This window comes from Peribacillus sp. FSL M8-0224 (assembly GCF_038003055.1).
Lineage (GTDB): Bacteria > Bacillota > Bacilli > Bacillales > DSM-1321 > Peribacillus > Peribacillus frigoritolerans.
Map to the genome: position 1 here is coordinate 3306857 of NZ_JBBOOJ010000001.1, position 26917 is coordinate 3333773.

Annotated in this window: 34 protein-coding genes and 2 pseudogenes; 8 read left to right on the plus strand and 28 right to left on the minus strand. The window is 36.5% G+C overall.

From position 1 onward, the window contains the following. Positions 1 to 43: 43 nt before the first annotated feature. Positions 44 to 355 (plus strand): helix-turn-helix domain-containing protein, encoded by a 312-nt coding sequence (locus tag MKX49_RS15855; RefSeq protein WP_336864807.1) that lies wholly within the window; start codon positions 44 to 46, stop codon positions 353 to 355. A gap of 504 nt (positions 356 to 859) precedes the next feature. Here the strand turns inward: MKX49_RS15855 and MKX49_RS15860 are convergent. The 3 genes from MKX49_RS15860 to MKX49_RS28460 all read right to left on the minus strand — a co-directional run bounded on the left by MKX49_RS15860 (position 860) and on the right by MKX49_RS28460 (position 1887). Next, positions 860 to 1126 (minus strand): hypothetical protein, encoded by a 267-nt coding sequence (locus MKX49_RS15860; RefSeq protein WP_336864809.1) that lies wholly within the window; start codon positions 1124 to 1126, stop codon positions 860 to 862. 382 nt (positions 1127 to 1508) lie between these two features. Next, complete coding sequence (locus tag MKX49_RS28455) at positions 1509 to 1772, minus strand: ATP-binding protein (RefSeq protein WP_419721588.1); 264 nt, start codon at positions 1770 to 1772, stop codon at positions 1509 to 1511. Between the two features lie 40 nt (positions 1773 to 1812). Next, entirely contained in the window at positions 1813 to 1887 is a 75-nt protein-coding gene (locus MKX49_RS28460; protein WP_419721590.1) for a histidine kinase dimerization/phospho-acceptor domain-containing protein, read from the minus strand. 342 nt (positions 1888 to 2229) lie between these two features. Between MKX49_RS28460 and MKX49_RS15865 the strand changes: the two genes are divergently transcribed. After that, positions 2230 to 2637 carry a DUF1259 domain-containing protein gene (locus MKX49_RS15865; protein WP_336864811.1) on the plus strand — a complete coding sequence of 136 codons (408 nt, stop codon included), beginning with the start codon at positions 2230 to 2232 and terminating at the stop codon, positions 2635 to 2637. A gap of 210 nt (positions 2638 to 2847) precedes the next feature. Here the strand turns inward: MKX49_RS15865 and MKX49_RS15870 are convergent, their stop codons facing one another. From MKX49_RS15870 to MKX49_RS15950, 17 genes and pseudogenes are all read right to left on the minus strand, one after another. Then, positions 2848 to 3087, minus strand: a complete 240-nt coding sequence (locus tag MKX49_RS15870; protein ID WP_336864812.1) for a hypothetical protein — start codon at positions 3085 to 3087, stop codon at positions 2848 to 2850. Positions 3088 to 3200: 113 nt separating this feature from the next. Beyond that, a complete protein-coding gene (locus MKX49_RS15875) occupies positions 3201 to 4052 on the minus strand; it encodes a M56 family metallopeptidase (protein ID WP_340876962.1) in 852 nt (283 codons plus the stop codon). Further along, a complete protein-coding gene (locus MKX49_RS15880; protein WP_336864816.1) occupies positions 4052 to 4456 on the minus strand; it encodes a BlaI/MecI/CopY family transcriptional regulator in 405 nt (134 codons plus the stop codon). The genes MKX49_RS15875 and MKX49_RS15880 overlap by 1 nt, the downstream gene beginning before the upstream one ends. Positions 4457 to 4916: 460 nt before the next feature. Next, the gene (locus MKX49_RS15885; RefSeq protein ID WP_336864818.1) at positions 4917 to 5249 is read right to left on the minus strand and encodes a (2Fe-2S) ferredoxin domain-containing protein; all 333 of its coding nucleotides are present in this window, start codon (positions 5247 to 5249) and stop codon (positions 4917 to 4919) included. Positions 5250 to 5275: 26 nt separating this feature from the next. After that, positions 5276 to 6145 (minus strand): hypothetical protein, encoded by an 870-nt coding sequence (locus tag MKX49_RS15890; RefSeq protein ID WP_336864820.1) that lies wholly within the window; start codon positions 6143 to 6145, stop codon positions 5276 to 5278. Positions 6146 to 6172: 27 nt separating this feature from the next. After that, positions 6173 to 8593, minus strand: a complete 2421-nt coding sequence (locus tag MKX49_RS15895) for a heavy metal translocating P-type ATPase (RefSeq protein ID WP_340876963.1) — start codon at positions 8591 to 8593, stop codon at positions 6173 to 6175. A 91-nt stretch (positions 8594 to 8684) separates the two neighbouring features. Further along, complete coding sequence (copZ, locus tag MKX49_RS15900; protein WP_340876964.1) at positions 8685 to 8924, minus strand: copper chaperone CopZ; 240 nt, start codon at positions 8922 to 8924, stop codon at positions 8685 to 8687. A gap of 119 nt (positions 8925 to 9043) precedes the next feature. Then, positions 9044 to 9250, minus strand: coding sequence for a copper chaperone CopZ (gene copZ / locus MKX49_RS15905; RefSeq protein ID WP_340876965.1), 207 nt, complete (start codon positions 9248 to 9250; stop codon positions 9044 to 9046). Between the two features lie 119 nt (positions 9251 to 9369). Continuing rightward, positions 9370 to 9576, minus strand: a complete 207-nt coding sequence (copZ, locus tag MKX49_RS15910; RefSeq protein WP_101222666.1) for a copper chaperone CopZ — start codon at positions 9574 to 9576, stop codon at positions 9370 to 9372. Positions 9577 to 9592: 16 nt separating this feature from the next. Continuing rightward, positions 9593 to 9934, minus strand: a complete 342-nt coding sequence (locus MKX49_RS15915; protein ID WP_340878556.1) for a metal-sensitive transcriptional regulator — start codon at positions 9932 to 9934, stop codon at positions 9593 to 9595. A gap of 1048 nt (positions 9935 to 10982) precedes the next feature. After that, complete coding sequence (locus MKX49_RS15920; protein WP_340876967.1) at positions 10983 to 11258, minus strand: adhesin; 276 nt, start codon at positions 11256 to 11258, stop codon at positions 10983 to 10985. 21 nt (positions 11259 to 11279) lie between these two features. Next, a pseudogene (locus tag MKX49_RS15925) lies at positions 11280 to 11705 on the minus strand (protein-tyrosine phosphatase family protein). Positions 11706 to 11751: 46 nt separating this feature from the next. Then, the gene (arsA, locus tag MKX49_RS15930) at positions 11752 to 13521 is read right to left on the minus strand and encodes an arsenical pump-driving ATPase (RefSeq protein WP_340876968.1); all 1770 of its coding nucleotides are present in this window, start codon (positions 13519 to 13521) and stop codon (positions 11752 to 11754) included. A 30-nt stretch (positions 13522 to 13551) separates the two neighbouring features. After that, the gene (gene arsD, locus MKX49_RS15935; RefSeq protein WP_340876969.1) at positions 13552 to 13917 is read right to left on the minus strand and encodes an arsenite efflux transporter metallochaperone ArsD; all 366 of its coding nucleotides are present in this window, start codon (positions 13915 to 13917) and stop codon (positions 13552 to 13554) included. Positions 13918 to 14003: 86 nt separating this feature from the next. After that, a complete protein-coding gene (arsC, locus tag MKX49_RS15940; RefSeq protein ID WP_340876970.1) occupies positions 14004 to 14423 on the minus strand; it encodes an arsenate reductase (thioredoxin) in 420 nt (139 codons plus the stop codon). A gap of 34 nt (positions 14424 to 14457) precedes the next feature. Further along, on the minus strand, positions 14458 to 15756 hold the full coding sequence (locus MKX49_RS15945) for an arsenic transporter (RefSeq protein ID WP_340876971.1): 1299 nt from the start codon (positions 15754 to 15756) through the stop codon (positions 14458 to 14460). A 17-nt stretch (positions 15757 to 15773) separates the two neighbouring features. Continuing rightward, positions 15774 to 16121 (minus strand): ArsR/SmtB family transcription factor, encoded by a 348-nt coding sequence (locus MKX49_RS15950; protein ID WP_340876972.1) that lies wholly within the window; start codon positions 16119 to 16121, stop codon positions 15774 to 15776. Positions 16122 to 16288: 167 nt separating this feature from the next. On the opposite strand from MKX49_RS15950, the pseudogene MKX49_RS15955 reads away from it, so the two are divergent. The 5 genes and pseudogenes from MKX49_RS15955 to MKX49_RS15975 all read left to right on the plus strand — a co-directional run. Continuing rightward, positions 16289 to 16469 (plus strand): annotated as a pseudogene (locus MKX49_RS15955) (VOC family protein); the annotation flags it as partial. Positions 16470 to 16588: 119 nt separating this feature from the next. Next, the gene (gene merR / locus MKX49_RS15960; protein ID WP_340878558.1) at positions 16589 to 17002 is read left to right on the plus strand and encodes an Hg(II)-responsive transcriptional regulator; all 414 of its coding nucleotides are present in this window, start codon (positions 16589 to 16591) and stop codon (positions 17000 to 17002) included. A gap of 37 nt (positions 17003 to 17039) precedes the next feature. Continuing rightward, on the plus strand, positions 17040 to 17498 hold the full coding sequence (locus MKX49_RS15965) for a putative iron-sulfur cluster-binding metallochaperone (RefSeq protein WP_340878560.1): 459 nt from the start codon (positions 17040 to 17042) through the stop codon (positions 17496 to 17498). Between the two features lie 9 nt (positions 17499 to 17507). Continuing rightward, positions 17508 to 17975: an NUDIX domain-containing protein gene (locus MKX49_RS15970; RefSeq protein WP_340876973.1), complete on the plus strand. Its 468-nt coding sequence runs from the start codon at positions 17508 to 17510 to the stop codon at positions 17973 to 17975. 289 nt (positions 17976 to 18264) lie between these two features. Next, positions 18265 to 19424 (plus strand): IS3 family transposase gene (locus MKX49_RS15975; RefSeq protein ID WP_445670131.1). Its coding sequence is split into 2 segments (ribosomal slippage): positions 18265 to 18523 and positions 18523 to 19424, totalling 1161 coding nucleotides; the frame shifts between segments, so codons are not numbered across the junction. A gap of 82 nt (positions 19425 to 19506) precedes the next feature. Here MKX49_RS15975 and MKX49_RS15980 read toward each other — a convergent pair. Continuing rightward, positions 19507 to 19821, minus strand: coding sequence for a hypothetical protein (locus MKX49_RS15980; protein ID WP_340876974.1), 315 nt, complete (start codon positions 19819 to 19821; stop codon positions 19507 to 19509). A gap of 159 nt (positions 19822 to 19980) precedes the next feature. On the opposite strand from MKX49_RS15980, the gene MKX49_RS15985 reads away from it, so the two are divergent. After that, positions 19981 to 20667: a DUF3888 domain-containing protein gene (locus tag MKX49_RS15985; protein WP_340876975.1), complete on the plus strand. Its 687-nt coding sequence runs from the start codon at positions 19981 to 19983 to the stop codon at positions 20665 to 20667. A 483-nt stretch (positions 20668 to 21150) separates the two neighbouring features. On the opposite strand, the gene MKX49_RS15990 is transcribed toward MKX49_RS15985, so the two are convergent. The 7 genes from MKX49_RS15990 to MKX49_RS16020 form a co-directional block, all read right to left on the minus strand. Beyond that, positions 21151 to 22527 carry an FAD-dependent oxidoreductase gene (locus MKX49_RS15990; protein WP_340876976.1) on the minus strand — a complete coding sequence of 459 codons (1377 nt, stop codon included), beginning with the start codon at positions 22525 to 22527 and terminating at the stop codon, positions 21151 to 21153. 61 nt (positions 22528 to 22588) lie between these two features. Next, on the minus strand, positions 22589 to 23044 hold the full coding sequence (locus MKX49_RS15995; RefSeq protein ID WP_340876978.1) for a MarR family winged helix-turn-helix transcriptional regulator: 456 nt from the start codon (positions 23042 to 23044) through the stop codon (positions 22589 to 22591). A 60-nt stretch (positions 23045 to 23104) separates the two neighbouring features. Beyond that, positions 23105 to 23314: a hypothetical protein gene (locus MKX49_RS16000; RefSeq protein ID WP_340876979.1), complete on the minus strand. Its 210-nt coding sequence runs from the start codon at positions 23312 to 23314 to the stop codon at positions 23105 to 23107. Positions 23315 to 23336: 22 nt separating this feature from the next. After that, positions 23337 to 23822, minus strand: a complete 486-nt coding sequence (locus MKX49_RS16005) for an arsinothricin resistance N-acetyltransferase ArsN1 family A (RefSeq protein ID WP_340876981.1) — start codon at positions 23820 to 23822, stop codon at positions 23337 to 23339. Between the two features lie 287 nt (positions 23823 to 24109). Continuing rightward, on the minus strand, positions 24110 to 24856 hold the full coding sequence (locus tag MKX49_RS16010; protein WP_340876982.1) for an amino acid ABC transporter ATP-binding protein: 747 nt from the start codon (positions 24854 to 24856) through the stop codon (positions 24110 to 24112). A 15-nt stretch (positions 24857 to 24871) separates the two neighbouring features. Next, positions 24872 to 25531, minus strand: a complete 660-nt coding sequence (locus MKX49_RS16015) for an amino acid ABC transporter permease (RefSeq protein WP_095395590.1) — start codon at positions 25529 to 25531, stop codon at positions 24872 to 24874. A gap of 70 nt (positions 25532 to 25601) precedes the next feature. Next, positions 25602 to 26375 carry an amino acid ABC transporter substrate-binding protein gene (locus tag MKX49_RS16020; protein WP_340876983.1) on the minus strand — a complete coding sequence of 258 codons (774 nt, stop codon included), beginning with the start codon at positions 26373 to 26375 and terminating at the stop codon, positions 25602 to 25604. Positions 26376 to 26917: the final 542 nt, after the last annotated feature.

A 26917-nucleotide genomic window follows, 5' to 3' on the forward strand; every position in this document is an offset into this window, starting at 1 on the left:
AAATATAAATAGGAATTCTATTAACTATGGAGAGGTTTTAATAATGTTAAATATAGGGGAAAAATTAAAGACTTTAAGGCAAGAAAAGAGCTATTCACTAATCAATTTAGAAGAATTGTCAGGTGTTCATAGAACTACTATAAATAGAATAGAAAATAATACACAATCTCCATCGATTGAAACCTTATTAAAGCTTTGTAATTCTTTAGAAACCTCCATTACTTATTTTTTTGACAGTGAGGATATTTCAGCAGATATGATGAACTTAATAGATACTGCAAAAAAACTTTCACCAAATCAGAGACAGAAAATAACTGAAATGATTGAATCCCTTATATCGGGAAAACAGTGTTAAAGAAAATCTATACTAATAAAGACTATTAATCTTGGAATTTTCTTAGGATATTACAACATTGTGGTACTTAAAATAAAGAAACATTGTTATCTTTTTATTGGGGAAATGCTCCGGATAATACTATAAATCAGATAAAAGGCCATTTTTCTGTTATCGAACAATCAGCTGAATAAAGATTGCTGTTGTTGCTCCACTAATAGACTATTGTCACAGCTCCTATTCCTAATAGTAAAGATGTGTATCTAATAAGAAAACATATTATTGGACTGGACTTATTTTCAACAGAAGATATTTGTAAGTAAGTTAAGAGAAGAGAAGAAGATAACTATAAGGTGAATGTGTTTTAATTTCCAAAGGACCACTTATATTGGATTGTCGTGGTCCTCCTCATTTTTTCTTAGCGTGTTAAATATATACCTTTACACCCGTCATACTTATTTCCAAATTAACTGTATAATTTATCCTTTGTCACTCCAAATTGAACTAAACCCGAAATTGGTTAAGCTACAATTTCGCTTGTTTTTTCTCCAGCTCTATATCATTTAATAAATACTCATAGTAAATATCCATTTCGAGTTGTTTTAAGGTTTTCACTTCAATTTCTAAGAAGTACATAAGGATCCATCTTGTTTTATTGCTTAAATTATTTGATAGATGTAATGTATTATCTAAAAAATTACGAAACAAATAATACTGAGCTGGTATGCTCAATTCCTCTATTTTATTTATAATTTGATTACTCCAATCATCTGCTGAATTACTAAAAGTCATTTTATTAACCCCCATCGATCATTTACTCTTAGCTGACTAAGGTATCTGAATTAAATTCTATTTATACCCTAGAGACAAGGGGATAATAATAATATTTTTTATGAACTTTTATTAATAAAGACATTGGTCCAAACCGATATATAAATTTGTTGCTGTAAGGTAACCATAGCATCAGCTAAATCAAGCAAAGATAACACTCCTCAAAGAATATTCAGGCCCTATAGTTTCATATATCAATGTAATTTTTTGAAGAGTTAAGTATTTGAAAGAGGCAGCTCCGGGTATATTGTTGTAGAATAATTTTCACTTGTCGCCCAAATGGTTCCACCGTATTTATCAACAATGGCACGAGCAAGTCCAATACATGCTCCCCCTTATGTTCTTAACGAGATTCATCTACCCGATAAAACCTTTCAAAAATTAATGATAAACTTTCCTTTGATATTTCTACACCCATATTCGTCAAGCGAAATCTCAGTATTGCATTATCTTCTTGTCTAGTAAGATGTACAGACTCATTTTCCGGTGTATAAAGAACAGTATTATCAAATAGGTTAATAAGAACTTGGATCAAGTAAGCCTGATCGATCCATATCTTTGGAAACTTCTCAGGTAAATCCATATCGAATTTTATAGAATTGCCCATTCGGGGAGAAACGTGGTTACAATCTGATGCGTAACTATTCTTACGTTAATCCATCTCGTATAGCTTCTATATAACCGCGAATAGTTGAGAGTGGTGTTCGTAGTTGATGCACCACATCCAGACATGTGTCCGGCGTAACCTTTCAATACTCCCCAACTCCCGGCTTATTTGAAATGAATGAGCTAAGGCAACGTTTTCGTTATTGCTATCAACATCAGCTTGTACACGCTATCCCCTTTTGCAACTTTCTGAGTAAGCTCACGCATTTTATCTAATGGAAAGACGATGGCTCACCCCTTCAGAACATACTCTGAAGGATTTTTTATGTTCATATAACCTAGATTATTAGAAGTTGAGGGTATTAAACTAATAGCCTCGTCTAATAATTAAAACTGATGAATATAATAATCGTGAATTTCATAGAAAAGTGGAATATAAATTTTGAAAGGGGATTTTTATGAGTACGGAAAAACGAAAAAGATTATGTCAGGAATTTGCAAGAATCTTAAACGGAGACGGAATGATTACTCCAGAAGGGGTATGCTTGGTACAAAAGTTTCGTAATATTAGATTTACTATTCTTGACCGTAGAACACAATCTCCATTAGTCAATCCGCAATTTTTTACGTTTGAAAATGTTGATAGTAGGGGAAATGCGTTAAATTTAGGGGAAACAGTTCTTTTACAAGAAGAAGTTAACCCGTTATTAACTGAACTTCGAAAAAGGGACATTTTAGTTACATCTATTCATAATCACTGGTTATTTGAAGAACCACGGGCAATGTATATGCACTTTGAATCGGTTGAACCACCACTAGATTTTGCCAAAAAAGTAAGAGATGCATTTAGAGTATTAAAAGTGTAGTCAGACTATCAAAGGCAAACTTATTGAAGTAATTGCATTAGTTTTAATCTTTCCGGGCTGGCTAACACTTTGGATGGCAGCTTTAAGTGATACAGGCGCTGCATTAATTGTTATATTAAATGCATTAAGGTTGTTAAAATTTAAAGAATAAATGTTAATGAGATGTTTCTACAGAAGAAACATCTCATTTTTTACATCATAGATAATTCTTTATTTTTTCATATCTTTCATCATTTTCATACAATCTTTTTTGCTCATGTTTTTCATCATTTCCATACAATCTTTTTCACTCATTTTTTTCATCATTTCCATACAGTCTTTCTTAGTCATTGTCATACAATCTTCTTCACTCATCGTTTTATGTTCCATAGGACTAGCTGCAAAGACTGTGCCCCCAACTGCCATTAGTGCAACCAAAGATAATCCCGCAAACGCTTTTTTTATATTCATATTTCTTCCCTCCTCTATGTAATAAGGACAAAGTTTATAAAACACTCTATCTACTACTTGATTGTAGTAGAAGAAAAAAATAGTGTCAATATGTTACTACACATTTGTAGTATTTATAATGGCATGAAAGATATAATATGCCACAGAAATGACACACATCCTGTTATCAAAGTAATAAAAATAAAGTGTAGAACCGAGACCATCCATTCTTTTTTAGTTAAAAAGGGCATGGAAAATGTCCCTGTCAAAAGAAACTCAATACGAACATCCTGAAGTTCTCCATTTTGAAAATGAACGGTTGAGAAAGGCATGGACGAAGAATACGACATTAATTTATATAGGGCTGATGCTATGGGTTTTAGCCCCACTTGTTCAATTGCAAACGTATCCGCAGCTAATTCCTTTTTAGTCACATAACGTTGCAATATTTTTTGAGATACAGGCATGAAGAAGAATAGGCGTGCTAAACATTTATATAACGACAATTTAAAAGGATCCTTGTCTTTATAATGACAATATTCATGTTCCAATACAGCTTTTACTTCATCTGAATCTAGTATCTGAACAAGACCTGTACTAATGACAATTTGAGAATAAATAAATCCATACGTAAAAGCTATAGGTCGCTTATCATCAATAACATGAATTCGGATTGAATACTTTTGCTGAAAATTTTCTATCTCTTGAGGGAGCTGCCCCCTTTTATAAGGGATTAGAGTAGAGAGAAATCGTTTTGTTTTTTGAATAACATCTACAAAATAAACGACAAATAATATACATGCAACCAATAGTAAAATAAACAAAAGCTTGAATACTTGTTCCCATGAATGACTATTACAACACATCAGCATTGAATCCCACAAACTTTGATTTTCATGATGGTAGGCAAAAAAGCAGAGGGAAAATAAACTTACGATACTAACTGAGCATGCAATGTAGGTGCTATACAGGCGAGATAAGTGCATTACGATTTTTCACCTTTCTCTAAACTTTGAATGAGCTGTTTTAGTTTATTTAGTTGATCAGGATTATGGCCAACAGCATCTACAAACTGTGCAATAGCAATATCACCATAGTTTCCGAGAATTTGTTCTACTTTCTCAGAAGAAGTCTGTTGAACTAGCTCATCCTGATTATAACGAGCTTTATATAGGTATCCCTTACCTACCTTATTTCGTGTAAGAATTCCCTTTTTATCTAAACGATTCATAATCGTCATGATCGTTGTGTAAGCATAATTATTTTGTTTGTTTAACTCTATCAAGACTTCCTGAACTGTTGCTTCATTTTTAGACCAAATAATTTTCATTACTTCTAATTCAAGAGGACCTAAGATTTTTGGCAACACTTTATAGTAGGGTTCACACATAGGGTTACTTTCACCACCTTCAATTCATTCCTATTTTATATTATCAAAGAAATACACTTATATGTGAAATAAATGTACATATAAAACAATGTTTACTCTATATCAATCTAGTAAGCATAAGTAACGGGAGCTTGTTATGCAAGCTCCTGTCTAAATAGAATTTAGGAAGCTTTACCTACCGGTTGGACACCTGATCCACTACAATATCGACAACATCCTACCCCTAGACAACAACGGCATTTGTGCATACACCCACCTCCATGAAATGACTACACCACGTATTTATATTCGCGGTGCCGGGTTTGAGCATGCCCATGACTACATATATAGCCTTATAGCCTTATAACCTTATATTTGACATTATTGCATTTGTCACTCGACACTTCTTACAGTAAAAAAGCGTCCTGTTATACAGAAACGCCTTTTTAGATATAAGATATAAGATATAAGATGTTACAGTTTACTCAACCTCATGGTTCTTAAATGTTTTCCCATCATGGTAATAAAGTTCAGAGCCTAAATTAACATTTCTTTCTTCTTTCAATTGACGAATAAGCTCTTCACTTTTTGCTTTATTCATTTCTTTATACCAGGTTCCTTGTGGATATAGAACAGCGATTGGACCATGCTTGCATTGGCCGTTACATAATGTTTTTGTTGTGTGGATCTCCTTTTGCAGCTCTAAGTTTTTCAATTCTCCCCTAATGGTCTCTGTTACTTCTTCTGCTCCATTTTTCGTGCATGTTTTCCCGTTGCAAATTAATAGATGTTTGCTAACCCCATCTAAGTTCATAAAAAATTCCCCTTTATTCTTCGAATTTATTTGACCTCTATAACAAATGGATAGCTATTGACTTTACCATCAAATTTAAATTCTCCCCATACTTTGTAAATCCCAGGTTTATCAAATTTTGTTTCAAAGACTGTCTTTTCTTCTGATGTAGGGTGCACATGAACAAATTTTTCACCCATATCATCCAAAATAACAACATGCCCTAGAGCACCCAGATAGGGCTCTGGAGTAGTCTCTTTCGTATCAAAACTTAACGTCACAGCTTTGTTTATCCCTAGCTCTGTAGTGTTTAATTCAACTGTCTTCTCATTGATAGTTTTTGTTAAGTTTGTATCAACCTTTAATGAATTTCCTTCATGTTCACTATGACCTTTACCCACCTGCAGTTCTATCGGACTAACCTGATAAGCAAGGTTTTTTGGTTTAATATCAACAAACGCTTTATAAGAGTTTTCAGGTAGGGCGAACTTCAGAGTATAAACGCCATTTCCTTTTTCCTCAGGATGTAAATGATAATAATCTTCTAAGTCTGCACTTACAATAATTAAATGCATTATTTTTTCATGTGATATTTCTAATTTAGGTGAATTTTGCTCTTTATCCTTCACATCGATGGTAATTATACCTTCTTCATATTTTACGTTTGTGACCACTTCACTTTGTAATTGATCTACATGATCTGAATGCCCTGTATCCTCACCATCACTTTTTTGGCTTGTATGATTATCGTTATGTGCTTGCTCATTAATAGATTCTTTTTCCTCGTTATTTGCCGCATGGGTATCCGTGTGATCGTTATTACTGCCCAAGCTTGCAAATACGGTATATCCGCCAATTACTAACCCGAGATAAACAATGGCTGAAATCGCCCAGGTTAGCATGTTTTTTTGTTTCATAAAAACACTCCTTTCTTTATAGATAGATTATCCTTTTAACTTAATCCTTTGTAATCTGAGTGCGTTTAAAACAACTGAAACTGAACTAAATGCCATTGCTACTCCTGCAAGCCACGGTGCCAGAAATCCTAGGGCTGCAATTGGAACTCCTATAGCATTATAAGCAAAGGCCCAAAATAAATTTTGCTTGATATTTCGAATCGTCATTTTACTCATAAAAATGGCATCGGCAATACTATTTAAGTCTCCTCTGATTAAGGTGATATCAGCAGCTTCCATTGCTACATCCGTACCCGTACCGATTGCCATCCCAATATCAGCAGTAGCTAACGCTGGAGCATCGTTAATTCCATCACCGACCATTGCTACAATCTTTCCAGATTTTTGAAGCTTTTTAACTTCCTCTGCCTTTCCTTCAGGCAGGACTTCTGCTATAACATGGTCAATTCCTACTTCATTTGCAATTGCTTGAGCTGTCTGCTTGTTATCTCCAGTAATCATAACAACCTCCAGACCCATCTCTTTTAACCTTGCGATAGCTTTTTGAGAGGTTTCTTTAATTGTATCCGCGACTGCAATCACTCCAGCAAACTGGTTATCAATGGCTACTAGCATTGCAGTCTTGCCTTGTTTCTCTAAGTTTTCCATCTTGGGTAATATACCCCTAATATCAATGTTATTTTTCTTCATAAGTCGGCGCGTTCCGATCAGCAAGGATTTGGTTTCAACTTTAGACTCGATTCCAAAGCCAGGAATGGCTTCGAAGTGTTCTGAGCTGCCTAGTTCAATCCCTTTTTCTTTAATCCCCTCAACAATCGCCTCAGCTAACGGATGTTCAGAATTTCTCTCTGCAGTACCGACTAATTTTAAAAATTCCTTTTCTTCAAACCCATTTGAGAGAATAACATCTGTAAGTGTTGGTTTTCCATTTGTTACAGTTCCCGTTTTATCAAGAATCACTGTATCCACCCGATGAGTGGTTTCAAGATGTTCTCCGCCTTTAAATAAAATCCCATATTCGGCTGCTCGACCTGACCCTGCCATAATGGACGTAGGAGTAGCTAGGCCTAGAGCACATGGACAGGCGATCACTAATACGGCAATTAATTTTTCAAGAGCTACTGCAAACTCTCCTGGACTTACAAAAAAGTACCACACAAGAAACGTAATAATCGCTATACCCACTACAATAGGGACAAATATTCCTGAGATGACATCGGCTAAGCGTTGAATAGGCGCTTTTGATCCTTGTGCTTCTTCGACTACTTTGATAATTTGAGCTAAGGCGGTATCTTTTCCTACCTTTGTTGCCTTAACCTTTAGAAACCCGTTTTTGTTAATGGTTGAGCCAATTACTAAATCTCCTACTGTTTTATCAACAGGAATACTTTCCCCTGTAATCATTGACTCATCCAGGGCAGATCTCCCTTCAAATATTTCTCCGTCTACAGGCACCTTTTCACCTGGTTTAACATAAACGATATCTCCAGCTATCACCTCTTCGATAGGTAAATTCATTTCTTGACCGTCTCTTAAAACTGTGGCTGTTTTTGCTTGCAAACCCATAAGCTTTTTAATGGCTTCCGATGAACGTCCCTTTGCTTTTGCTTCAAATAACTTACCTAATATAATAAGAGTAATTAACACGGCACTTGTTTCAAAATATAATTCCACCATGTGTGCATCGGACCCTATTGACAAAATGCTTAAATAAACACTATAGAAATAAGCTGCAGAGGTGCCAAGTGCAACTAAAACATCCATGTTTGCACTTTTATTCCTTAATGCTTTAAAGGCGCCTACGTAAAACTGACCTCCAACTAAGAATTGAACAGGAGTCGCAAGTGCGAGTTGGACCCATGGATTCATGAACATCTCTGGTAGCCAAATAAAAGAGGTAAATTCAAAATGACTGACCATCGCCCAAAGTAAAGGGATGGACAAAATAGAAGAGAATATGAATTTTCCTGTTTGTTTCTCAATTTCCTTCTGTCTATGATCAACCTTTTCGCCTGTAGTTTCTTGCTTTTGTTCTAAATGATAACCCAATTTCTTAATGGCATCCTTCATATCTGGGACCGAAACTTCGTCAGGATTATATTCTACAAGGGCTGATTCTAAGGCGAAGTTTACAGTTGCACTTTGTATTCCATCTAACTTGTTTAAACGTTTTTCAATCCTGTTAGCACATGCTGCGCATGTCATACCAGATATATCAAATTCCGCTTTTTCACTAACCACTTTATACCCTAAGGATTCTACTTTATCTTTAAGTTGGTTAACACTTGATTTGGATGGATCAAACGTTACTTTTGATTTTTCTAAAGCAAAATTCACGCTTGCATCCTCTACTCCATCTATTTTTTTTAGACCTTTTTCTATTCTCACTGCACATGCAGCACACGTCATGCCAGCTATTTGAAGTGTTGTTTCTTTTTTATCGCTCATAACCTTACACTCCTATCACCACATACTATAGTGGGGTATATTTTTAGGGAAGAAAACGTGCCGGGACGAGACAGCACGTTTTTTCAATTCCTTAGTGACAACTTTGATCTTTAGATAATTTACTCAGCTCTACATCATAACCTTGGCCCTCTATAATGTCAGTAATTCCCTTTAAAGAAACTACTTTCGGATCAAATGATACCTCTACTTTTTCTTCATTTAAGTGAACCTTTACAAAAAGAACTCCATTCATTTTTCCTACGTTCCCTTCAATTGAATTAATACAATGCCCACATGACATTCCTTTCACTACTAATATTACATTCTCCATTCTTTTGTCCTCCTTAATTTATGTTAGATGATCTATTTTAATAACACAAACCATACCCTGGTATAGTATATGAATTTTAGAAAGAAATCGTGCTTTAATCAGCACGTTCTTTATTAAAATTATTGTATATCATAACCTTGATCTTCTATAACGTCAGTAATTCCCTTTAAAGAGACCATTTTCGAATTAAATGATACTTCTACTTTTTCTTCATTTAAGTGAACTTTTACAAAATGAACACCATTTAATTTCCCTACATTTCCCTCAATTGAATTTATACAATGCCCACATGACATTCCTTTCACTGTTAATATTACATTCTCCATTTCTTACTCCTCCTTATTTTATGTCAGTTGATCTATTTTAATTACTTAAACCATACCCCTGTATAGTATATTAATTTCTGAAAGAAATCGTGCTTTAATCAGCAGGTTCTGTATTAATTTTATTGTACATCATAACCTTGGTCATCAATTGTTTCTTTGATCTTATCAATACTAACTTCGTTCGGATTAAACACTACACTAACAGTTCCAGAATCTAAGTTTACTTTAACAGTGGTAACTCCAGATAATTCGCCTACATTGCCTTCAATTGAATTTATACAATGCCCACATGACATTCCTTTTACGTTAAGAGTCATTTTTTCCATATCGCTTAGTCTCCTTTTATTTTTTCATTAATTTTTGAATTGTCACCATTACCTCATCTAAAATCTCCGTATCCCCTTCTTGAATTCTTTCTAAAACACATGACTTCATATGCCCTTCAAGTAAAATACGAGCGACACTATTTAATGCTGATTGAGTCGCAGATATTTGAGTAATGACATCATCACAATACGTATCCTTTTCAATTAATCCTTTTATTCCTCGAATTTGTCCTTCAATTCGATTCAATCTTGATACTAAATTTTTTTTCACTTTATCTGAATGATGGCTCTTTCTTTCACCGTCTGATGAGCAGTATTGATCAATTTCAACAATTTTATCAAGACATTCTGAATTCATCGACATTGCCTCACCTCCTTAATTACATAATACTATACCCCTCTATGGTATGTGAAGGTTTTTTTATAAAAAGTTTTAAAATAGGTATTTGACATAGATTCTATTTACTTTACTAGGGTTTGCTTAAAAATACTTAAGTGTATCTATACTAACCTAATGCATGTATGAATATATTTTTCATGTTGTTAGTTAAAGATTATTTTAAACTTTTTCCAAAAAGAAATTTCTGATGAAATCAAAAATATACCACCTAAAGTTATAATCCTTTTAAATCCCACTCTCGATTTTAATAAATCCTTATTCAATAACACTCCATTATCTTTATTTAACACGTTGAACAACCACTTCTCAATAATTCTCACCGATCCACTCATTGTATTTTTATGTCTTTTGTTACCAAATGATACGGGAAAATTGCACCAGTATAAAATGATTATTTTTAGCATTTTTTGGAATTTTTTTCTATACCATAGATATGTTATATAAGCTGCAATAGATCGAACCAGGTTCATATCCTGCTGTAGCCATAAGGAATGTAAGTGCTCGGCCGTAGCTTTTCATTCCTACAATATCAATGAAGCATCTGTTTCATGGTTAAACCATTCTGGATTAGCGACTGGACTTTTAATTATGTACTTTACTGCATTTTTTGTGAAATTTTAAGGGATGCCTTAAATAGAAGAATCTAAAAGTTGGTTTTGGAGCAAAAGTATTAATATGTTTGGACTAAAAAGCCTTTTAATGTGGAAGTCAGTTTGTATCTAATTGTACGGGATTTATAAAATTTCATAAGTTTAGGGATTTCTGAAGGCCATTGGATAACGTACGACCATCATTCAAAAAGGTTACTCTTAGAGTTCAAAACATAATTTTTTACACCGAATGAAAAGTATAATTCATTGCAGTTGTAGGAAAGCACTTAGTGGCATGTAGTCCCCTCAGCCAAGATTCCAATTATTCCAATTAAGCGTTTCAATCCTACAATTAAATAGAGGAGGGGGAGTTATTCACCAAAATGAACAACTCCCCCCTTATTTTTACCTAAGCATTAGCAACAGTTACTACCGCCAATTAAAACTAAGCCTACACCATCTTGATTTTCTTCTTTGTCTAATGTGAATTCCTCAGTTGAAGCAATTTGAGAATCTACTGCCACTTTAATTCCGTTAATGTTCTGGATAACATCTGTTTCTTGTGGGGCATCTAAAGACAATGCCATTTGTGGGCCGCAACAACCTGCGACCGAGTATAGACGAATTCCTTCTGCACCATTTTCATTTAACACATTTTCTAAAAGTTGTTTTGCTTCATCTGTTATCTTCATATTAATTCCTCCCCTTTTCTTTTATACATTAGGAAATATTCTTTTTAATGCTTCTTTCATTTCTGGTTTCACCTTAATTTTAGGACGTGCGGACTTAGCCATTTCCTCTGCTTCTTCAATAGACTTTCCCTTACCCAAAGTCAACAAGGTCACAACGGCAACAGTACCCGTACGATTGCTTCCGCCAGCACAATGAAAATACACTTTTTTTCCTTCATTATATGCTTTTACGACATGAGCGATCGACGTTTTAATGGATTAATCTTGGTGTTCAGCATCATCGACAATGGGACTATGCAGGCGGTTATATGCAGTTTCGTCAGGTGCTTCTGCACTCAAATCAAAAATTATATCTGCCCCCTCATTTTCCATCATTTCTTTCACATCATCTGCTCCACCGATGAAGATGCGATCTTTAATTAATTCATGATAATTCTTTGCGGTCAATTATATTTCCCCTCCAACTAAGGTTTTTTGACCAAAATTTGCACAGTTAATGTGTATAATCTTTCAACTTGTCATATCCGATCTTTTCTTCTAGCATCCATGGAATAATGACACATTTTCCAAATGACTTATCGTTAACTTCATGAATCCATTCTTTTTCTGCCGATGCTTTCCCGCTTAGTACAGGGTCAATCGTATTTGTAGTATATAGAATCTGATTAATCACCCACCACTGTGGGGTAATATTGGCCCTTCTTAAATCATCTTGTAATCGGGATGCTTCTAACACGGGTGTGGCTTCTGCAAGCGTGACAATTACAACAGCTGTTTCTTCTGCATTCCTAATTTGAGGAAGCAGTTTTGTTACACTTTCAGGGACTTCACCTGTTGACTTCGAAATCTCTTTACTATAAGACTGTGCAGCATCCAACAATAACAACGTGTGACCCGTTGGCGCCGTGTCAATAACGACCATTTCATTTTCTGATTTAGCTACAATTTCAGCAAAGGCTCGGAAAACGGCTATTTCCTCTGTACAAGGTGAATTAAGATCTTCCACTAAATAAGCGAGTCCTTCTTCATCTAAATCTGAGCCTGCTTTTGTAATGACATCTGCTTTGTATTTTTCCACTTCTTCTTTTGGATTAATGCTGCTGATCGTTAAGTTTTGATTGAATTGATCATTTTCGAATTGGTAATTCAAGTGCCCCGCAGGATCTGTTGTCGTTAAGTGTACACGGTGCCCCTTTTCCACTAAACCAACGGCAATAGCGGAAGCAACCGTTGTTTTCCCCACTCCGCCTTTCCCCATTGTGAAAATAAGCTTTGTATTATTTGATGAGAAATCAGTGATCATTTCATTCAATCTTGGAAGATTCGCTGTGTAATCTTCATATGTCACCATCTTTGATGGGATCGTGTATTGTTTAAATAAATATCGTAAATTGTCTATCCCTGTTAAGGGAAAAGAAACAAACGGTAACGAATAAACAGCGATCTGTTTTAAATGTTCTGGTATGTGCTGCAATGCGTTTCGTTGTCGGTGATAAAAGGCGGATGACACTTCATCTTCTTCAAGGTGTGTCTGAAGAAGCCCATTCACGATAAGTATTTGGTTTTTCACGCCAATTTCTTTGAGTTCATTGGATGCACGGTCTGCTTCAAATAAGGATGAGGCATCAGGTCTTGTAACTAGGATTAATGTGGTTTTACTTGGATTGGAAAGGACCTCCACAGTTTTAGAATAAAGGTCTTTTTTGTCCGCCAACCCTGATAAAGGACCTAAGCATGACGCACCGTGTGTGCTTTCTTCCAGGAATCCACTCCATGCCGTCGGAAGCTGTAAAAGCCTTAACGTATGCCCAGTTGGAGCGGTGTCAAAGATAATATGGTCATACTGATTGACTATGTCAACATTAGTCAACAAATTGGAAAATTCATCAAATGCAGCAATCTCCACCGTACATGCTCCCGATAATTGTTCTTCCATGGTGGCAACGACCGAATCAGGTAGCTTTCCTTTATATGGACCCACCACTTTGTCACGATACGCTCTCGCTGAAGCTTCTGGATCTAAATTACTGGCAAATAAATTATCAACACCTGGTACGGCTATGGGTGAATTGGTTAACGCTATTCCAAATACATCTTGTAAGTTGGAAGCTGGGTCTGTGCTGATGAGCAACACCTTTTTCCCACTATCAGCTAATGCAACGGCGGTGGCACTGGCTGTCGATGTTTTTCCTACCCCACCTTTTCCTGTTAAAAATAAAAAGGGTGTTTGAATGACATTCTTCGGATTGAAAGATTGAAACATGCTCTTTCCCCTTCTTTCTTTCTTTCTTTCTTATTTCAGTTGATTTAAATCAATGGAAAGACGAGCTTTTGGCTTTTCATTTAACTCATCAGGTTTTATTTCAAACCATTCTCCAAACTCTTCGTTTGTTGGATAACTTCCCTCTTTTACAATCTGATTATTGACTAAAATAATTGGCAAGACGTCAGGTCCTTTTTCATGTAAAGCTTTATTAATCTCAGGGTTATCTACAAACTTAGCAGGATCATTGGTTAATTGATAACGTTTGATATCGAACCCTTTCTTTTCTAAAGAATAAACAGCAGATGCCACCCTTGTTAATTCAGGATCAACACTCGGTCCACATACCCCCGTTGAACAACACATCGCAGGATCAAAGATTTCAACTTTCATCACTTGCTCATCTCCCCTTCATATATAATCATTTACTTATGCCATGGATAAAACGAAAGCCGAGTGATTACTCGGCTTTTCAGTTTTATTTATACGCCCGTTTTAGAGAAACGTTCGATTCTTTCTCTGATTTCATCACGAACACGTTGGAAGGTCGCCCATTTTTCTTCATCGGTTCCTTCCGCTCTTGCTGGGTCATCAAAGCCCCAATGTTCACGCCTCACATGCGGTGGCGTTATTGGACATTTGTCTGCAGCATCGCCACATAATGTGACCACAAAATCGGCATTATTTAAAATGTCAGGGTCAATGATATCGGAAGTTTGATTGGTAATATCCATTCCAACCTCGTTCATCGCTTTAACAGCCTTCGGATTCAAGCCATGTGCTTCAATTCCTGCACTTAGCACTTGCCATTCGTCTCCTAGATATTTCTTACCCCATGCTTCAGCCATTTGACTTCTGCAAGAGTTACCTGTACATAAGAAGTAAAGTGTTTTTTTAGCCATGTTGTTTATCTCCTTTATGAGTAAAATGATGTATTTAGTGAATAATATTCAACCATATATATAAGCCAACTAATGTGATGAACAATGTTGGGATGGTTAAGATGATTCCCGTTTTAAAGTAGGTTCCCCATGAGATTTTCACGCCTTTTAATGAAAGGACATGCAGCCACAATAAGGTAGCCAAAGAACCAATCGGTGTAATTTTTGGTCCCAAGTCCGAACCGATGACATTGGCATAAATAAGGGCTTCCCTAATCGCGCCCGTTGTATTCGTGTCGGAAATGGCAAGAGCGTCTATCATAACCGTCGGCATGTTATTCATAAGCGATGAAAGAATAGCTGCGATGAATCCCATTCCGACAGTAGCAGCGAATAATCCTTGATCAGCCGTTACTTGTATAAGGTCAGCTAAAATGTTCGTCAATCCAACGTTTCTCAATCCATACACCACAACATACATTCCAATGGAGAAGAACACAATCGCCCATGGTGCGCCTTTTACAACAGTTTTGGTATTAACAGCTGGACTTCGCCTTGCCATAAACAAGAAGAAAATGGCGATAACACCTGCAATGATGGATACGGGAATGTTGAAAAATTCACTGATAAAATAACCTACCAACAGAACACCTAAAACAATCCCAGACAGGCGAAACATTTTCACATCCCGAATGGCATCGACTGGCTTCTTCAATTGAGCCATATCATAATTCTTCGGAATGCTCTTTCTGAAGTACAAATATAATACCAGAATGCTTGCTGCTAATGAAAACAGGTTGGGAACGATCATTCTAGATGCGAACTCAATAAACTTGATATCAAAAAAGTCAGCAGAAACAATGTTGACCAAATTACTTACCACAAGCGGTAAGGATGTAGTGTCCGCTATAAACCCACTCGCGATGATAAATGGAAAGATCATTCTCTCTTCCAACTTCAAGTTTCGAACCATCGCCAATACAATCGGAGTTAAGATGAGCGCGGCTCCGTCATTTGCGAAGAACGCAGCGACTAGGGCTCCAAGAATGCTCACAGACACAAACATCCTCACTCCATTTCCCTTGGCCGCTCTCGCCATATGTAGAGCTGCCCATTCAAAGAAACCAATTTCATCTAAAATTAAAGAAATAATGATAATAGCAATGAACGCCAACGTCGCGTTCCATACAATACCCGTAACGGTAATTACATCGTTGAAGTCAACAACCCCAACGAGTAAGGCAAGTACCGCACCCCCGCATGCTGACCAGCCGATTGACAATCCCTTGGGTTGCCAGATGACGAATGTCAACGTCAGCAAAAAGATGATACTTGCTAATATAACTATACCCACTGATGTTCTCCTCCTCGTTAGTCACAACAAATTCGTTTTCCTTGTGCTGTTAATTCTTCTAATTTAAATGCTTGACTTGGCAAATCTTTGATGACCGTTTGAATAAATGAGTAATACGGAGATGTTTGATTTAACGAGTAAAATATCCATTGTCCCCTTCTTGCTTCATTCACAATTCCGCTATCTTTCAACTTTCGTAAATGTTGGCTAATAGCAGGTTGGCTCATATCAAACAGGTCAACAAATTCACAGACACAACATTCATGCTCAGACATAATTTTTACCATCGTCAAACGTGTTTTATCACCTAAAAGTTTAAGAACATTTGCCGTAGCTTCTATATCCAACGCTTCATTCGTTTGCATGTTATCCCTCCTAGCCTAATCTAATAAATAATCATATGCTTATGTGGTTATTTAACATCATTGTATAAGTATATTCTTATTTAATCAATCATTAACTATTCAAAACAAAATAATTTTTAATTTTAGTCTGCTTAAAAGAGTTGAAAAAAAATGATACTTATTGAACTTATGTAAGTAAATTGGTTACAGAGTTAAGCTATAAAAGCAATTCTTAATTTTACAAACCAAAGTATTTTTCTTGTTAAATCTAAAGAAAACCAAAGCTCTAATTTTTATGATATTTACGGTGAAGAACATTTTTCTATGACCTTTGAAGTTGATGGGTTAACGCTATTCATGTTAATACATAGATGAGATTGTGAAGTATTGTATTGTATTGTATTAACGTCAATTAGTGAAAAAATTCAAAACTCCCCTTTACCCTGTACTATGGTACAGGGTTTATAATTTATTATGAGGTGAATATGGTGAAATATCTTATAAGTGAGCTTGCAAATAAATGCGGAGTTAATAAAGAAACGATAAGATATTACGAAAGATTTGGACTGATTCCAGAGCCTACTCGAACTAATACTGGTTATAGGACATATCAAGATGTAACCGTCAATCGTATACAGTTCATTAAACGAATGCAAGATTTAGGATTTTCTTTATCAGAAATTGATAAATTACTTGGAGTCGTTGATAAAGACGATGAACGATGTATAGATATGTATGATTTTGTAATTCAAAAAATAGATGAAGTCCAAAAGAAGATAAGAGACTTAAAAAAGATCGAACAAATGCTTAATAATTTAAAAGAATGTTGTCCTGTTGAAAAAACTTTACATGAATGTCCTATTATCGAAACTTTAATGGGTGAAAACAAGAAAACGGAATAAGGCTTATAAAAATATAAATTGTAAAGGTGGAGGAATGATGGAAGATTGTTGTAGTAACCTAAAAACAATAAAAATCGATAATAATGGTAATTGTCCATCTTGTGAAAATAAAGCTAAAAATGTAAAGTTAATTACACTAAAATCATTGCTTAGACCATCTGCATTAGAAACATTAAATGCTAAAGACAATCACTATTTTTGTTCAACCAAAGATTGTGAAGTAGTCTATTTTGATACAAGTAAAAAAAAGTACATTGTATCTGACATAAAGGTAGCTGTTCATCAAAAAAATGACTCAGTGACTACACCAATTTGTTATTGTTTTGATTGGACAAAGGAAAAAATTAAACAATATGTAGAAAAAGGAATTAATCCTAATCCAGTAGAACATATTCGTGAAAACATAAAAGAAAATAGATGTGGTTGTGAGGTAAACAACCCTCAAGGTAGTTGTTGTTTAGGAAATGTTACAAAGTTTACTAATCAATTATCATAGGAGGATTTTATGGATTATTGTGAAGTTATGAGAGAAATGATTGGAAATTCCCCATTGATAGTAGTAAGGCCAAGTGTAGCTATTATTAATAATAAAGGAGAAATTATACTGTATAGATATGCAGGTGGAACATGGGGGATTCCTGGTGGTATTTTGCAGTTAAATGAGTCAGTTGAGGAATGTATTAAAAGAAATGTACAAGAAGATTTTGGGTTAACGTTAAATTCATTACAATTATTTGGTGTTTATTCTGGTATGGAATTATCTAAGAAACCAGAGGACGTTGGTGATGAGTATCACATTGTTGCAATAGGATATTTATGTACTCACTATGAAGGAGAATTAACTCCTGATGAGAATCAGGCAATTGAGGCTCAATTTTTTAAACTAGATCAATTACCTGAAGAAACAGATCCATTCATTAAGAACAAGTTAGTTGAATTAAAAGGGCAAATTATAAATGTAGTTACACCGTAATGAAGTTGCAGACAAAAAAAATAAAGTATGAATCAATTCTATATTGGGTTTAAGAATCGATTTTCTTAATGAACTAACATGTGCTTTACTTCATTATCAGGAGCTGACCAGCAGCTCCTTTTCTTATGCAACTATCGGGGCAGGATAATTCAGTAACGTCGCATAAGACATATAGTGAACAAATAAAAAAAGACAGTGTACCATGTGGTATTATCCCCTTCAAGTAGACAGAGAAAAAAGAGAACATGATAAAATGTTCTTAACTGTCAATCTGGAGGGGATTTTTTGTATGGCAAAAAAGGGGCAAACGTTTCAAGCGTATACAGAAGAATTAAAGAGAGAAGTGGTTCGTCTGAAGGTGGAGGAAGGTTGGTCATATCGCCAGATTCGTGAGCGTTTTGGTATTAAAAGTGATGCACAGGTAGCGAGTTGGGTGAAGAAAGTGCAGAATAACGAGTCTTTTGAAGATCAACGTGGTGTATGGAACCGTAAGAATTTTTCTAGTGTCGAAGAGGAAAATGCCTATCTAAAAGCGCAGGTGGATTATTTAAAAAAGCGCAATCCAAATCTACATGGGAAGGAATGGTCCTGAAAGCCGAAAGGTTTCAAATAATCGATGGTTTGAGGAAAACGCACCCACTTTCGTGGCTATTAAAAATCGCTGAAGTTTCAAAGGCTGGATACTACAAATGGCGGAAGGCACAGTCTGCTCGTTCTTTGCGACTTGAGAAAAATCTATGGATAAAAGAACATATTTTAGCCATCCATAAGCTACACCCCTACTACGGATATAAACGGATGACTGGAGCTTTGTCCAGAGAAGGAATCGTTGTAAACCACAAGCGTGTTCGTCGATTGATGAGAGAGTTGGGGGTCCAATCTGTCATTCGGAAGAAACGCCCTTTCTACGGCCGAAGAGGGTCAGTTGTATTTCATAATGTCTTAAATCGTGAATTCTACGCAGAGATGAGGTTTCATAAGTTAGTAACAGATATAACCTATGTACGGATTGGAGACACGTTTGCCTACCTTTCCGCCGAATTAGATTTGTATAATAATGAAATTGTTGCATGGGAAGTTTCTACACGAAATGATCTTGAATTGGTTCATAATACACTAAACCAGCTAAGGGACAAGCCGTTTAGCAAGGGGGCTCTCCTGCACTCAGATCAAGGATTCCAATATACGACGAAATCATATGAAAATCAGGTGAAGGAACTCGGCATTCGAGGAAGCCACTCTCGTCGTGGCAATTGTCACGACAACGCGTGTATAGAAAGCTTCTTCTCACATTTAAAAACAGAAAAGTTATATTTAAAATGTCCAAAAACAGCAGAGCAAGCTTATCTAGCTATTCAAGAGTATATAGAGTTTTACAATACGGCTCGCTTTCAAGAGAAATTCAACGGCCTTTCCCCAATTGAATATCGAGAAAAGGCCGCAGCTTAAAAAATACTCTTTTTTTATTGTCTACTTGACAGGGTTATGTGCAATGCTGCCTCTTTTTTTATGGGTTAAAGAACACGCAGAATTATTTAATCTTATCTAATGAAATTATTCTATGTTTTAATTCTGAATTCATATCTAAAACACCTATCACAATTTGATTATCTTCCGTCAATGTTATGTATCTAAAATAATCATCATCAGAAATCAACAAATCGGTGTCATTCGTCGTTTTTTCCATTTTGGCAAATACATCTACTGTGTACTCAAGGTGAAAAAAATCATCCAATCCTTTGCTTGAGCTACCTACCCAGGTATACAGAAAATCTTTCAGTGTGATTTGTTCAATTCCCGATAATTGTTTCTTGAATTTTAACTTATCTACTGTAACGCTTATCAATTTCATCACTCCTTAACGAGTCTTAATTATATATATTGAAGTCTCCTCCAACAATGCTATTTGCGTAACATTCCGTTTACAGTTTAGTTACTAAGGGACAGGTTTGTTGCAAAAGCTTTTGGGAAAGATACCTACAAAATTAAAAGTAGGTGGTTCTTATTGAAGAAAAAACTCTATGTGATTTTCTGTATCTTGTTTTTTATAAATAATACTGCTGTTTTTGCAAGGCAAGAAGCACCAAGTCAAGAATTAATTAATAAGTATTATTTCGATGTTAATTTAAATGGGGTTAAAGATATATATTTCTTCAGAGAATTTCCCTTCTATAATGATAAAGGACAAGTTTCACTTTTAGGTAGGGCAGTATTATCTGTATTACAGGGTGATATATGGACGTGGGTTAGGGAGCCAAGGATTTATGTTAAAGAAAACATTGCTTATATACATGCAGTCAAGTTAGATGGATTAAATTTTTTATATACACTAAAAAAAGAAAATAACGTCTGGAAAGTCGTTAAAACTGAGAAGAAGAAACTTCCTACGGTCGGTAGTGAAGTTATACTCGAACAGGCATTTTTGAGATCTATCGGTACAGAGATACTCAATGTAACAAAAAAGTATTATGGTGAATCAAGGCTCTTTGATTCGGAAAGAGTTATCGATATTGTTCGTGATGAATTCGATGATAAATACGATATAACAATTCAAATTGTTACTTATGAAGGACCTAGAATGCCACCTTACGGTTTCGATACAATTACTTTACGAATACCAGGTTTTGAAGTGATAAAATACGAGCATATTGACGTTTCGAATATTGGAAAAATACCATTAGAAGCCCACTAAAATATAAAACATCTTATAGAACTCCCATGAAAATTAAAAAAGCTCAAAATCCAAAAAAATCACAACAAAATAGACCCAGTAAAAACGCTTTTAAAAAAAAGGCTGAGCCTTATGAGTGATCTGATTGAGTTTGATCAATCGTTAAACAAAAACCTCCAATTATAGCAAATTAAGTAGAGGCTAGCGCGACAGTCGGTGGTACACCGTGGTCGTCGGAGTCAGACTAACGGATGGGCTCAAAGGCACCATAGTTCAACGACCTTCTTCGCCAGCCATTAAAACATTATCGACATAGAGACCAATTTTCATTCTCTGTGGTGAAGCGCTGATTTTTGCGCTTCATGGATGGCTAACGGGTGCGGTAGCTCCATGGGCAAAAGAAGACACAATAAGTGGTCCGACTATCCAAAAATAATTTAATATTGCATCTCGAAATAAAAAGTATCAAAAAAGACCAGCCTAATTTCAGACTGGTCTTTTGGTTTATTCGCAACAAGAATTATTTTTGATCTCCAATCTCGCTAACACAGGACTGCCACAGCATGAACCATCCTTTGTTTCATTTGCAGGAAGATCAGATTCGCAAGAATTAGATGCAAGATTCACACTGCAAACTCCTGTTTCAGGGAGTTCCAAGTGTACTTCTTTTGCCCCCTCTACATCCCCTGTGAGATAAGCCACCACGGAACGGACTTGTTCGTAGCCTGTCGCCAGTAAGAATGTAGGTGCTCTTCCATAACTCTTCATGCCAACAATATAGAAGTTCTTTTCAGGATGTCGTAGTTCTTGTTCACCATGCGGCCGCACCGTTCCACAACTATGAATATTAGGATCAATTAACGGAGCAAGCGCTTCTATGCTTTCCACAGCTGAATCAAGGTTTATCCTTATTTCATTTAAAAAGGATGTATCTGGTCTGAACCCCGTACTCACAACGATTTCATTGATCTCACCGATTGTGGTTTTTTCTCCGTCAAGTTCCCCCACCACAGTGATTTTATTGTTCGTTGGATACACTCCGTTAATATGGAAGGGAGTAAGAATATTGATTCGTCCAGACTCCACTAATTGCTGAATTCTAGTGCCCAATTCTCCACGAGCTGCCAAGCCATCGTTTTCTTGCCCGCCGTACACTTCATGGATTTGTTTTTTACGAAGAACCCAGTAGATCTTTGTATCCGTAAATTTCTGCTGTAAAGTGGCCAAATCCAATAGAGCATTTATGGCAGAATGACCGCTTCCGATCACCACGGTGGATTTATTTTGATATCTGTTTTCTAATTGTTCGACGTTAGGGATGCCATAGTGGATTTGATTGTGTAATTGTTTCTCCGCATTCGTCCAAATTCCACTTGAAAGGATGGGGTTTGGATTGGTCCAAGTGCCTGAGGAATCAATCACTGCTTTCGCTTCAATGACTTGTGTGTCACCATTCACTTCTACATACAGTTGAAAGGGAACCGTGTCTCGTTCTCCTGTTTTTAATTTATCATGAGCCTTTTTGGCAACACCGACTACTTTTGCCTGTAACATAATCTGTTCTTTTATTTCTGGAAGGTTACTTAGCGGAAGAAGGTACTCTTCTACCAGTTCGCGACCTGTTGGCAAAGCATTTTCGTCAGGTGACGTCCATCCTGCGTTCTCCAGCAGTTCCTTTGCTGTTTGATCGATGTTATACTGCCATGGGGAAAACATTCTGACATGCCCCCACTCCAGCATGCTGGAACCAACCGAATCTCCCGCTTCCAGTACGATAAACTTCTCCCCTTTTTTCAGTAAATGAGCGGCAGCGGCAAGCCCTACAGGACCCCCGCCTATAATTGCTACGGGTAAAGCACTTTCATCAAATTGAACCATCATTATTCCCTCCTATATTTCGTTTAAAAAAGTTGTAATTTGCAAGTATTGTCGAAAAATTATACTACCCCCAAGGAGTAGTACAACATACGGAAGACTTCAACATTCGATCATTAAGCAATGTCAGAGACCGCACGACGGATTCCTTTTCAAACTCATTCATCGTCTTGAAGATTTCATTCAAATAATCATTTATTTGTTGATCGATGGTTTGATTGATTTTCACGCCTTCATCGGTTAGGGAAAGGATAGAAATTCTCCGATCTTCTACATCAGGCGTTTTAGTGACTAAATTCAATTTTATTAGGGATTGGATTTGTCGACTGAACGTCGTAATATCCGTTCCTAGTGTTTCTGCAATCTGCTGGATGGAAGCTTTTTTTTGTCTGTTTATTTCATACAGGATATGGCTTTGAACGAGGGATATCTCAATTCCATCAGCGCTGCAACAATTTTTATTCAATAATCCAAAACGTCTTGTCAAGAGTTGGAAGAGACCTCTAAGGTTTTCATTTTCCATTACTTTCACCTCTCTTTATTTATACGCTAATTATTTGCATTTTGCAACTATTTGATTCAACTATTTTTTTATTGATCCTTTTAGCTTATTAAAAGCAGCCATGAAATTTCGGTGAGTTTGCTCGCCATAATAACACGCTTCTCCTTTAAAAAAGTTGGTTTCAATGAAATCTTTTGCCTTTTCCAACCCAGGTTCACGAGAAGCTAAAACCAGCTTGAAATAAGCATCAAAATAACCAACAGACAATACGCTTGAATGGTTCACTGTCATAATCCTCCTACCCCCTAATTGTTTAAAGTAATTTCTCCATAGCCATCACATCGACAAATTCCCCGTCTAAAATCCCCTGGTTCTTAAACACTCCCACTTCGCGATACCCCCGTTTTTGGTACAATCCTTGACCCATCTGGTTAAAGGGAAAAGTGAATAACACAATTTTATTGAAGTCATTTTCTTTTGCGAGCTTTTCGATGGATTGCAGCAATAAACAGCCAATCCCTTTTCCTCGATGATCTCTTGAGATATAAACGGATAAGTCAGCAACCCCTTTATAAGCATCGCGGCTGTTATACGGATTCAAGGAAGCCCATCCAACGATTTCCCCTTCTTGGTCAGCGACAATTACCTTAAAGCGTCCGATGTGTTTGGCGAACCACTCCTCCATGTAGGCTTGATCCTTCAGTTCTGTTTCTAACGTGGCAATTCTATCCTCAATCCCTTGATTGTAAATTTCTTTGATGGAATCTATGTCCGCTGCCATCGCTTCACGAATGATCATACCTTTCCCCTTCTCCTTTCACTTGTAAACATTATTTATTACAAATATTCTATATCCAATTTATAACACCAACATTTGCAAGTTGCAAGTATAATTTATGAAATTCACATTTTAAGTGATACAAACATTACGTTTTCGAAAAGTCATTTGTGGCGTTCCTCGTCTTTGCATTTTCCTAATCGAATCACACTACCGTTAGGCTTTTATGATTCATATTTGTTTATATGCAAAAAAACCTCAGCAAATGCCGAGGTTTTATAAAATCAATTGATAGTGCACTTCAGGGTTTATTTCAAACTACGGTTCAAGAAAGCTTTCGTTCGCTCGAACTGGGGGTTTGTAAACAACTCTGTCGGATCACCTGATTCGATAATTTCCCCATTATCCATGAAAATGGCCCTGTTTGCTACTTCCTTTGCAAACCCCATCTCATGCGTCACCACAATCATAGTCATTTGCTCTTCAGCTAGATCCTTCATTACTTCTAGTACTTCACCGGTCAATTCAGGATCCAAAGCCGAAGTGGGCTCATCAAACAGCAGGATTTCTGGATTCATCATAAGTGCCCTTGCAATGGCTACTCTTTGTTTTTGTCCGCCCGAAAGATTCTCCGGGTAAGCTGTCTCCCGGTCAGAAAGACCAACCTTCTCCAAGAGCTCCCTGCTTTGCTTGTGAAGCTCTGTGTTTGTCCCCTTTTTCGCCATTCTGGGGGCGACTTCTAGATTTTCTTTAACAGTTAGGTGCGGGAAGAGATTAAAATGTTGGAAGACCATCCCCATTTTGGAGGTGATTTGCTTGATCTCTTGCGGTTTCGAGTAGATGCCATCCCTCACCAGATAATCTCCGGATATACAGATGCTACCTTCGTTGATTTCTTCGAGATAAATCAAACTGCGGAGCATCGTGCTTTTTCCTGAACCGGAGGGGCCGATTATTGCAACCACATCGTTCTTATTTACATCAAAAGTAAATTGTTTTAATACATCAAGTTTGTCATATGACTTTTTGAGGTTAGTTACTTCAATTATAGCCACATTCCCCACCCCTTCTTATTCAAATTTGAACCTTCGTTCTAGAAATTTAAAGAATACTGTTAAAATGAGCGTCATGATTAAGTAAATGATACCTGCTAAGAAAAATGGAACAATTGTAAAGTCACGATTCACTGCTGTCTGCGCAAAGTGTAATAGTTCCGGTACAGCAACTGCATAGAGCAGAGCAGTATCCTTAACAAGTGTCACCGATTCATTGGAAACGGCCGGAAGCGCCACGCGGAACATTTGAGGCAGAATGATTTTCCTCATTGTCTGCCATTTAGTCAAACCCAATACTTGGGATGCCTCATATTGGCCTTTATCAATAGCGAGAAGACCTCCTCGGAAAATCTCGGCATAATAGGCAGCATAATTTAAAATAAAGCCCAAACATGCAGCTACAAAGCGATCCAAAACCATATATTCGCCAATCACGGGAATCATCGGAAGCCCGAAACAGATAAATAGCAATTGAAGCAACAGCGGTGTACCGCGCATCAAGTAAATATAGGTATGGGCAAGCCAGGCTAAAGGCTTGATCTTGCTTCTTACAGCCAGAGTTAGCAAGAAGCCCAAAGGAATGGACAAGACTATGGCGATCAAAAATAAGAGGACCGTCATCTGTGCCCCTTCGAGCATAGGCTTAAGTATTGATAAAATATAATCTGCGGACATGAATGGATTCCCCCAAAAACAAAACAGGGTTTCCATAGGAAATCCTGTTTGCTTAATATTGTACGTTCAATTACTTTAATACCTTATTTTCCCCGAACCATTTCTCAGAGATTTTAGCGGCAGTGCCGTCCTCATTCAGTTCATCAAGTGCACCTTGAAGCTGCTTCAGAAGATCTTCATTCCCTTTTTTCACGCCTACTCCATATTCCTCTGGTACAAGCGACTCATCAAGAATTTTAAAGGTTTCTTTTTCTTTTGACATGTAATATTTAATAACAACTTCATCAATGACGACAGCATCAACACGGCCAGATTTAAGGTCACTTAGAGCCAATACGTTATCGGAGAATTCCGTGATCGTCTTGATTTTAGATTGAATCGGATTAGCATTCAATGCATCTGATGCGGAAGAAAGCGATTGAAGGCCCACTACTTTTCCTTTTAAATCATCCAGTTTAGTAAGCTTCGAATCTTCACGTGTTACAACCACCTGTGCATTTTTTAAATAGGGCTTTGTAAAAAGAACCTTCTCTTTACGCTCATCCGTAATTGTGTACCCATTCCAAATGAGGTCTATACGACCACTGCTTAGTTCGGATTCTTTTGTTTTCCAGTCGATGGGTTGAAATTTAACCTTTACCCCCATTTTTTCTGCAGCAGCTTTAGCATAGTCAATATCAAAACCAGTGATTTTGTTATTCTCATCTCGGAATCCCATGGGGGCAAATTTATCGTCGATGCCAATCACCAGCGTGTTATCTTTCTCCTCCTGTTTGGAAGAACATGCTGCAAGTAGTGAAAATACAGCTACTATCGTCAGCATAATTGTCGCTATTCGTTTCATATTAAAAACCACCTTTGGCTTTAGTATTACTCTGTTTACTTTAGTTTACTAATGTATTAGAGTGATAAAATATCGTAATATAAAGTTAACACAATTTTAAAATGCATGTCAACGGAATTATTTAGTGTATTAGCATACTAAAGTATTTGTTTTTTCCCTGAATTAAAATATCACTTTTCCCCCATTTAATACCAGTTAGATATCTCCTTTCTAACTTCGTATATATAACAAAAAAAGACCGATGGGAACATATCACCCATAAGTCTGTCTAGTAAATAAATGTAGTTAAAATCTTTTAACAAGATTGTAGGAAGTTAACCCGGCAGTCTTTTCTGATTTTCCCCCTAATTGATATGAGTTTAAAAAAAGATGACTCTTGTTCAATACAGAAATCATCTTTTTCAACCTGCCTAGGCTTTTTTAAACTGTCCTTTACAAAGGGTACATTTCATAACAGATTGAGGGCTTTATGGGTACGTGTAAATAAACGACAAATTGACAGAATACAATTGTCTATTATTTCGTACACCACTCCTTTCCGC

Coding starts and splice junctions, on each gene's coding strand:
- MKX49_RS15855 (WP_336864807.1), top strand. CDS start 44: ATGTTAAATATAGGGGAAAAATTAAAGACTTTAAGGCAAGAAAAGAGC.
- MKX49_RS15860 (WP_336864809.1), bottom strand. CDS start 1,126: ATGACTTTTAGTAATTCAGCAGATGATTGGAGTAATCAAATTATAAAT.
- MKX49_RS28455 (WP_419721588.1), bottom strand. CDS start 1,772: ATGGGCAATTCTATAAAATTCGATATGGATTTACCTGAGAAGTTTCCA.
- MKX49_RS15865 (WP_336864811.1), top strand. CDS start 2,230: ATGAGTACGGAAAAACGAAAAAGATTATGTCAGGAATTTGCAAGAATC.
- MKX49_RS15870 (WP_336864812.1), bottom strand. CDS start 3,087: ATGAATATAAAAAAAGCGTTTGCGGGATTATCTTTGGTTGCACTAATG.
- MKX49_RS15875 (WP_340876962.1), bottom strand. CDS start 4,052: ATGCACTTATCTCGCCTGTATAGCACCTACATTGCATGCTCAGTTAGT.
- MKX49_RS15880 (WP_336864816.1), bottom strand. CDS start 4,456: ATGTGTGAACCCTACTATAAAGTGTTGCCAAAAATCTTAGGTCCTCTT.
- MKX49_RS15885 (WP_336864818.1), bottom strand. CDS start 5,249: ATGAACTTAGATGGGGTTAGCAAACATCTATTAATTTGCAACGGGAAA.
- MKX49_RS15890 (WP_336864820.1), bottom strand. CDS start 6,145: ATGAAACAAAAAAACATGCTAACCTGGGCGATTTCAGCCATTGTTTAT.
- MKX49_RS15895 (WP_340876963.1), bottom strand. CDS start 8,593: ATGAGCGATAAAAAAGAAACAACACTTCAAATAGCTGGCATGACGTGT.
- copZ (WP_340876964.1), bottom strand. CDS start 8,924: ATGGAGAATGTAATATTAGTAGTGAAAGGAATGTCATGTGGGCATTGT.
- copZ (WP_340876965.1), bottom strand. CDS start 9,250: ATGGAGAATGTAATATTAACAGTGAAAGGAATGTCATGTGGGCATTGT.
- copZ (WP_101222666.1), bottom strand. CDS start 9,576: ATGGAAAAAATGACTCTTAACGTAAAAGGAATGTCATGTGGGCATTGT.
- MKX49_RS15915 (WP_340878556.1), bottom strand. CDS start 9,934: ATGAATTCAGAATGTCTTGATAAAATTGTTGAAATTGATCAATACTGC.
- MKX49_RS15920 (WP_340876967.1), bottom strand. CDS start 11,258: ATGAAGATAACAGATGAAGCAAAACAACTTTTAGAAAATGTGTTAAAT.
- arsA (WP_340876968.1), bottom strand. CDS start 13,521: ATGTTTCAATCTTTCAATCCGAAGAATGTCATTCAAACACCCTTTTTA.
- arsC (WP_340876970.1), bottom strand. CDS start 14,423: ATGGCTAAAAAAACACTTTACTTCTTATGTACAGGTAACTCTTGCAGA.
- MKX49_RS15950 (WP_340876972.1), bottom strand. CDS start 16,121: ATGCAAACGAATGAAGCGTTGGATATAGAAGCTACGGCAAATGTTCTT.
- MKX49_RS15965 (WP_340878560.1), top strand. CDS start 17,040: ATGGAAGATTGTTGTAGTAACCTAAAAACAATAAAAATCGATAATAAT.
- MKX49_RS15970 (WP_340876973.1), top strand. CDS start 17,508: ATGGATTATTGTGAAGTTATGAGAGAAATGATTGGAAATTCCCCATTG.
- MKX49_RS15990 (WP_340876976.1), bottom strand. CDS start 22,527: ATGATGGTTCAATTTGATGAAAGTGCTTTACCCGTAGCAATTATAGGC.
- MKX49_RS15995 (WP_340876978.1), bottom strand. CDS start 23,044: ATGGAAAATGAAAACCTTAGAGGTCTCTTCCAACTCTTGACAAGACGT.
- MKX49_RS16000 (WP_340876979.1), bottom strand. CDS start 23,314: ATGACAGTGAACCATTCAAGCGTATTGTCTGTTGGTTATTTTGATGCT.
- MKX49_RS16005 (WP_340876981.1), bottom strand. CDS start 23,822: ATGATCATTCGTGAAGCGATGGCAGCGGACATAGATTCCATCAAAGAA.
- MKX49_RS16015 (WP_095395590.1), bottom strand. CDS start 25,531: ATGTCCGCAGATTATATTTTATCAATACTTAAGCCTATGCTCGAAGGG.
- MKX49_RS16020 (WP_340876983.1), bottom strand. CDS start 26,375: ATGAAACGAATAGCGACAATTATGCTGACGATAGTAGCTGTATTTTCA.